The sequence below is a fragment of the Wolbachia endosymbiont of Drosophila barbarae genome (assembly GCF_044752445.1).
Taxonomy (GTDB): domain Bacteria; phylum Pseudomonadota; class Alphaproteobacteria; order Rickettsiales; family Anaplasmataceae; genus Wolbachia; species Wolbachia pipientis.
The window spans coordinates 1-5,285 of the sequence record NZ_JBIXJM010000210.1 but is presented as its reverse complement, the minus strand read 5'-3'; the positions used below and the strand labels follow the sequence as shown (position 1 = coordinate 5,285).

The following is a 5,285-nucleotide window of genomic DNA, read 5'->3' as shown; positions in this document are numbered from 1 at the left end:
TCTTCTTTAACTGTTCAGGATTTACTTGAGATTGTTCATTATTGTCATGAGTTGGAGATGAATAGCCCGAGTCACTTTTATTATTGAGTGCTGTAGCAGAGAGCGGCTGTTCACTTTCTTTCCACTTAGCATCACTAGCATCTTGGTTATCACTGTTATCTGGAGAAGATGAATAAGGAATTATGTCCTTTAATGTCTCTAACGGTGATGGGTTATTTTTTCTACTTCCTGCAATTGATGCTTTTCTATCATCAACATCAATGTGCCGTAAGTTGTTTTTCTTGAAATTTCTGATGTCTTGTAACAGATCGCCTTTGCTATTTCCTTCTTGTTGCTGGGTTTTAGGTTGTTGCTGATCATTAGGTGTTTGCTCACTTCTATCTGGTTTTTGGCTTCCAGGTACAGCATGTCCAAATGTAGGATTGTCATACCGTTCATCTTCTTGCCTATTATCTTGATTGTGGCTTACAGACTTGGTGAAAGTAGAACTATCTGAAGAATCAGAAGTTGCACCTTTTTGCTGATTATTAGGTGTTTGCTCATTTTCGCGCAAGTCATCTGGTTTTTGGCTTCCAGATTTGGCTCCCCCTTGCTCATCGAAAACACCTTTTTTAGGTGGTAGTGAACTAGTTCTAGGTGGAAGTGGCGGAGGAGTTTTTTTGTTCTGAGGATTCTCCTCAAAAAGCGATTGTAGGTTATAAACTTGACCTCCCGAATTTGCTTCTCGTGCTGCTTGTCTAAGCTCACGCTTTTCTTTAGCCTCCTGAGAATTAATTTTATCGTCAAAATCTTTTCCAATTCCGCTATCGTAAGACTGCCTTCTGCTGTTAGATTGTAGTCCAAAATGTGAATGGTGGTCTTCTTTTTTTTGAGTTATATCAGTAGCTTGAACGCTAACACCTCTATTAACATCAATTCTTGTTGTAGTTTCAGATGATAGCTCGTTACTGTCTTTATTATGTTGCATCTCATTCGCTTTTCCTTGTCCTTTCTCCCTGAATTGTATTTCATGCAAGAATAAACCACCTATTTTTACATCTCTGTTTACTTCTAACCGTTCTAGAGAAAAATCATCACCTTTAACAAGGTCTACACCGTTAGCATCAATCTTAATTTTGATCTTACATTCCTTCCCCTCCGCATACCACTTTAAAGTCATTTCATATGAACCATCAGTTACGACATAATGTCTTATTTTTTTCCCTTCTTCCTCGGCAACAAAACCATGCATTCCGCTCTTTCCATCACTATGCAATGTTGAAAATCCCGAGATTTCATTCTTCTCACAAAAATCACTGTTTAAAAATTCGCTGATTTTAAACTCTTTTTTGTTATTTCCCAGCGTAATACTTGCGTGATTACCGTATATTGAAACTCCTGCAACATCATCAACATACTCTTTCAACCTTTCTTTAACTTCACTTTCAAGGTCTTGTCCAGCTTTCTTTGTCTTGTCGCATTTCTGAAGAATAACTCCATATGCTTTATCTTTGTTTTCTTCTTCGTCCCAATTCCAGTTGGCGCGTTTTGTTAAAAACTTTACTGTGTTAAAATCAACTCTAGCATTATAAATTGGGTCGTCTTCCTTTTTTATTTTATCAAATAAAGGAAAAATTTCTTGAATGCGCTCATTATAAATGTGTTCTTGTTGTGTATCGTTAGTGCCCATATATCCCTCACTAATAACCCTCTGCCTTTAGTTCTAGCTAATACTAGCTAATATAATTATCACAAGCATTGGTTGAATTTTTATTAAGGAAGGTTGTGTTACTAATGTGATGACACAAGCTATTTTATGGTAACATCAAACGATTTAAGTTGTCATTCCAGTCTGGAATCCAGCCTTTCACGAACCCCATCAAAAATGTTGTGTTTTAACATAAGATTAGCTACTTTTATGCTCACTAACTTAGTGCCAATCAAAATTCCTGGATCCCAGTGTCTGGGCACTGGGATGACATCCTTCTTGGCGAAAATCACTCTTATATCACAACAGCTGCATAGCCTAAATTGCTTTAGCTATAGCTCTGTTTTTGCAACTTCAAATATCTGCTACTCATAGTAAACACTTCTGGATCTTGAGAGGTTAGCTTGAGTATAGCGAGTATGTTGATAAACAACAAAGCAGCAATCGAGATATCAGCAACATCCCATAGCAACCGGACTTTACCTATCGCACCAAGCGGAATGATCATGGTAAAAATTACAATCCAGATTTTAGTGTATTTATTATCCATAGACACATAGCGTATTGTCTGTTTTGAGCAAAAAAACCAAGTAAAAATAGTAGTAAAGGCAAAACAAAACATTATGGCCATAATTAAATAGTCAATATAGGGCCAATTCATAGCTTTTCTAAAAGCAAATATGCACATGTTAGTACTCTCTAAATCAGTGACCCAAGAATCTGTGACAAGCAGTACCATTGTTGTAATAAACACTATGAATGCAACTATAAAAGGCGATATTATTGTGATTAGGCTCTGTTCAATAATAAATTTATTATTATTTTTCTTAGGAACAATTGAAGAATGTACGATTCCTTCGAGGCCAAGCCCTATATCTGTTGCAAAAATACCTCGCAAAGTTCCAACTTGAATAATAGTCAACATTTCTAAAATCAAACCTAGAGATAAACCAGAGTTAAAGCTACTAGTTGTAAAAAAACTGCTTGTTATTAGTTTTAGAGAAGGAAGAATATTTTCACTAAATTTAAATAATATGATACCGCAAAGTGTGAGGTAACTTACCGTCATTATCGGTATCATAGCCGATATAAAAATTTTAATTTTTTTTAAGCTGAGAGCTGCAACAACAAAAAATATTATGGCCATTACAATGCCACCAATGACTATAGGCACATCTATCATGTTAAGTGGTATTGATAGAGAATTTACCTGAACAAGGTTACCAACTGTTATTGAAACCATTATCATAACAACTAGAAACACAATTGTAGCTTTTCTAGAGTTAAATGCATCAGCCATGTAGGCTACAGGACCACCTATAAACCGTCCGTTCTTTTCCTTTCTGGTTTTTATACTTAGATAACAAGTGACATATTTTATCACAGAAGTGATAACAATAATTATTGCCATCCATAAAATAGAGCCCGGTCCTCCGGTTTTTAGAGCAACAGCAGTTCCTGAAATATTTCCTACTCCTAAATTTCCCCCTAAAATTGTAAACAGAGCGGCTATAGAAGAAAATTTATTTTCTCCTTTTTTAGCTCCAAGGAGTGAAAGGGCGTATGGTAATCTAAATACCTGTAGCCATTTTAGTTTAATCGATAGGTAAACACCAGCAACTAGCATGAGTAATATTGTTGGCAGTAATAAAACAAACTTTACTGTATCCATCTGTAAAAGTGAGATTTTTATTTGAGTATACAACAAAAATTGAAAATACCTAACCTATTTTCTATGTATGACTTCGTTTCCGTCATTCTAGAAACCTTTTCTTGTCATCCAAGTAGCATGACACATAACTGTACGAACATTGTAATATGGTACAATGTTAAGACGATGTCATTCCAGTGCTTGACACTGGAATCCAGCTTTTAATGCAACCCCTCACCAAAAATATTGTGTTTTAACATAAGGTTAGCTACTTTTATACTCACCAACTTAGTGTCCAATCTGGATCCCAGTGTCTGGGCACTGGGATGACATCTTTTTTCTTGGTACAAATTACTCTTATATCTCAATGTTCGTACAGTTAGTGCGTGACACTGGGATCTAAATTTTTTATGCGAAACCATTATGTTTATATACTTGTAGGCCCAAGTTCCTCACATAGTGAACAAAAAAGTAAATGAGATTCCAGTGTCACGCGCTGGAATGACACCTACCCCATGAGAACTCTATTTTTCATATCACTCATTTATAAGTTTATTGATATCAGAATCTATAAAATCCTTTAATGGTTGCCTGATTTTTATCTCAACATTTTTAGGGATGCACCTATCTTTACATATCGCATAATTTATATGGAAGTTAAGGTCAATATACCCTTGATTTAAAAATATATTCATCTTAAAGGGAAATAATACCATATCCTCATATACGTTACTTACAAACGTCTCTCTCCCTACTTTATCTTTATGTTCCTTTGGAATAGGCCAGTGAATATTTATATCTGATGCATTACCTTTGTAACTAATAGACGTGGGAAGGCCAAAATCTCCAGGATCTTTATAATACATGTGCCAGCCTGGTTCTACTGTAACCTTTATTGCACCTTTAAGAGTGAAGCTTGCTTCATTTATCTCGCCAATAAGTAAATCAAATTTTGCAATTTCCTCGTCAGCATATAGTTGAGTGCAAGAAAAAAATAAAAACAATATTAAATATATATGTATTTTCATTAAGGTAAATTTCTCCTTTTATAGAGAAAGTAATTTAGATTTTAATTATTATATTTAATAGTATTATATAGATTATTTATTAATATAGCATTATGCTATAGCTAAACTGACTTACGACAATCTGAAAAACGACAAATTCGTCATTCCGCTACTTGTTAGCGGAATCTATGCCGAGATACCGCGAATGAATCCACAACTGTACGAACATTGTGATTTTGGCCCATAAGGAGGGTGTCATCCCAGTGCTTGACACTGGGATGGCTTTGTTGCATCACACTTTATGAGATGGTGATTTATGGTAAATTCATGTAACTATCTCAAATTTAGCCATACCAATATCAGTGAATTTATTAAGCAAATAGCATTTGATTAGCAGTTCTTTTTCTCGATTTATCTCAGATTTATTCCTAAAACTAAATCCGAATATTTGCTTTAATCTTGAGAAAAACCCTTCAATATAAGATCTTTTCCCATAATTTACTTCTTTTTTCCATTCTTTCATGCCATCTTCACCGTATAATTTTATTAACCTAATAGCAGCATTCCTGTCAGACATATAATCTATTTCTGGATGTTCTGCCGCATTGTTTATTGGTGGAATTTTTGTCTTTATATCATATTCGTTACACAACTTATAAAACTTGTGCCTATCACATGCTCTATCTGCATATAGTGCTTTTATGGCATGCTGAAAATCAACTTCTTTTAGCAAATCACAAGCTCCATAGTGATCAGAGTAGACACCGTTACTGTATTTTACAGCTATGGCTTTTTTGTTGTTTATATTCAACATTACGTGCAATTTTCTCGTTTGCTCATAGCCACGATATTTTCTGTCAGTGCTATTTTCCTTGCTGTGTGTTGTTGTATATACTAATTCCTGTACTGTCTATAGCAATTTCGATATCTTCCATATTAT

4 protein-coding genes and 2 pseudogenes are annotated in these 5,285 nt (G+C 34.8%); 1 reads left to right on the top strand and 5 read right to left on the bottom strand.

The window, feature by feature from the left end; all coding sequences use genetic code 11:
* From ACIPNH_RS04765 to ACIPNH_RS04755, 3 genes and pseudogenes are all read right to left on the bottom strand, one after another.
* Positions 1 to 1,669: pseudogene (locus ACIPNH_RS04765) on the bottom strand (hypothetical protein); the annotation flags it as partial.
* 152 nt (positions 1,670 to 1,821) lie between these two features.
* Complete coding sequence (locus ACIPNH_RS04760) at positions 1,822 to 1,980, bottom strand: hypothetical protein (protein ID WP_400771995.1); 159 nt, start codon at positions 1,978 to 1,980, stop codon at positions 1,822 to 1,824.
* 35 nt (positions 1,981 to 2,015) lie between these two features.
* The gene (locus ACIPNH_RS04755) at positions 2,016 to 3,359 is read right to left on the bottom strand and encodes an alanine:cation symporter family protein (protein ID WP_400771993.1); all 1,344 of its coding nucleotides are present in this window, start codon (positions 3,357 to 3,359) and stop codon (positions 2,016 to 2,018) included.
* Positions 3,360 to 3,380: 21 nt separating this feature from the next.
* Here ACIPNH_RS04755 and ACIPNH_RS04750 point away from each other — a divergent pair, with 21 nt between their 5' ends.
* Entirely contained in the window at positions 3,381 to 3,563 is a 183-nt protein-coding gene (locus tag ACIPNH_RS04750) for a hypothetical protein (protein ID WP_400771992.1), read from the top strand.
* A 311-nt stretch (positions 3,564 to 3,874) separates the two neighbouring features.
* Here ACIPNH_RS04750 and ACIPNH_RS04745 read toward each other — a convergent pair whose 3' ends face one another.
* Complete coding sequence (locus ACIPNH_RS04745; RefSeq protein WP_400771990.1) at positions 3,875 to 4,366, bottom strand: protein-disulfide reductase DsbD domain-containing protein; 492 nt, start codon at positions 4,364 to 4,366, stop codon at positions 3,875 to 3,877.
* Between the two features lie 304 nt (positions 4,367 to 4,670).
* Positions 4,671 to 5,285: pseudogene (locus ACIPNH_RS04740) on the bottom strand (transposase); the annotation flags it as partial.

Excerpts from the sequence above, each read along its gene's own strand:
- ACIPNH_RS04755 (WP_400771993.1), bottom strand. The coding sequence starts at position 3,359 with ATGGATACAGTAAAGTTTGTTTTATTACTGCCAACAATATTACTCATG.
- ACIPNH_RS04745 (WP_400771990.1), bottom strand. The coding sequence starts at position 4,366 with ATGAAAATACATATATATTTAATATTGTTTTTATTTTTTTCTTGCACT.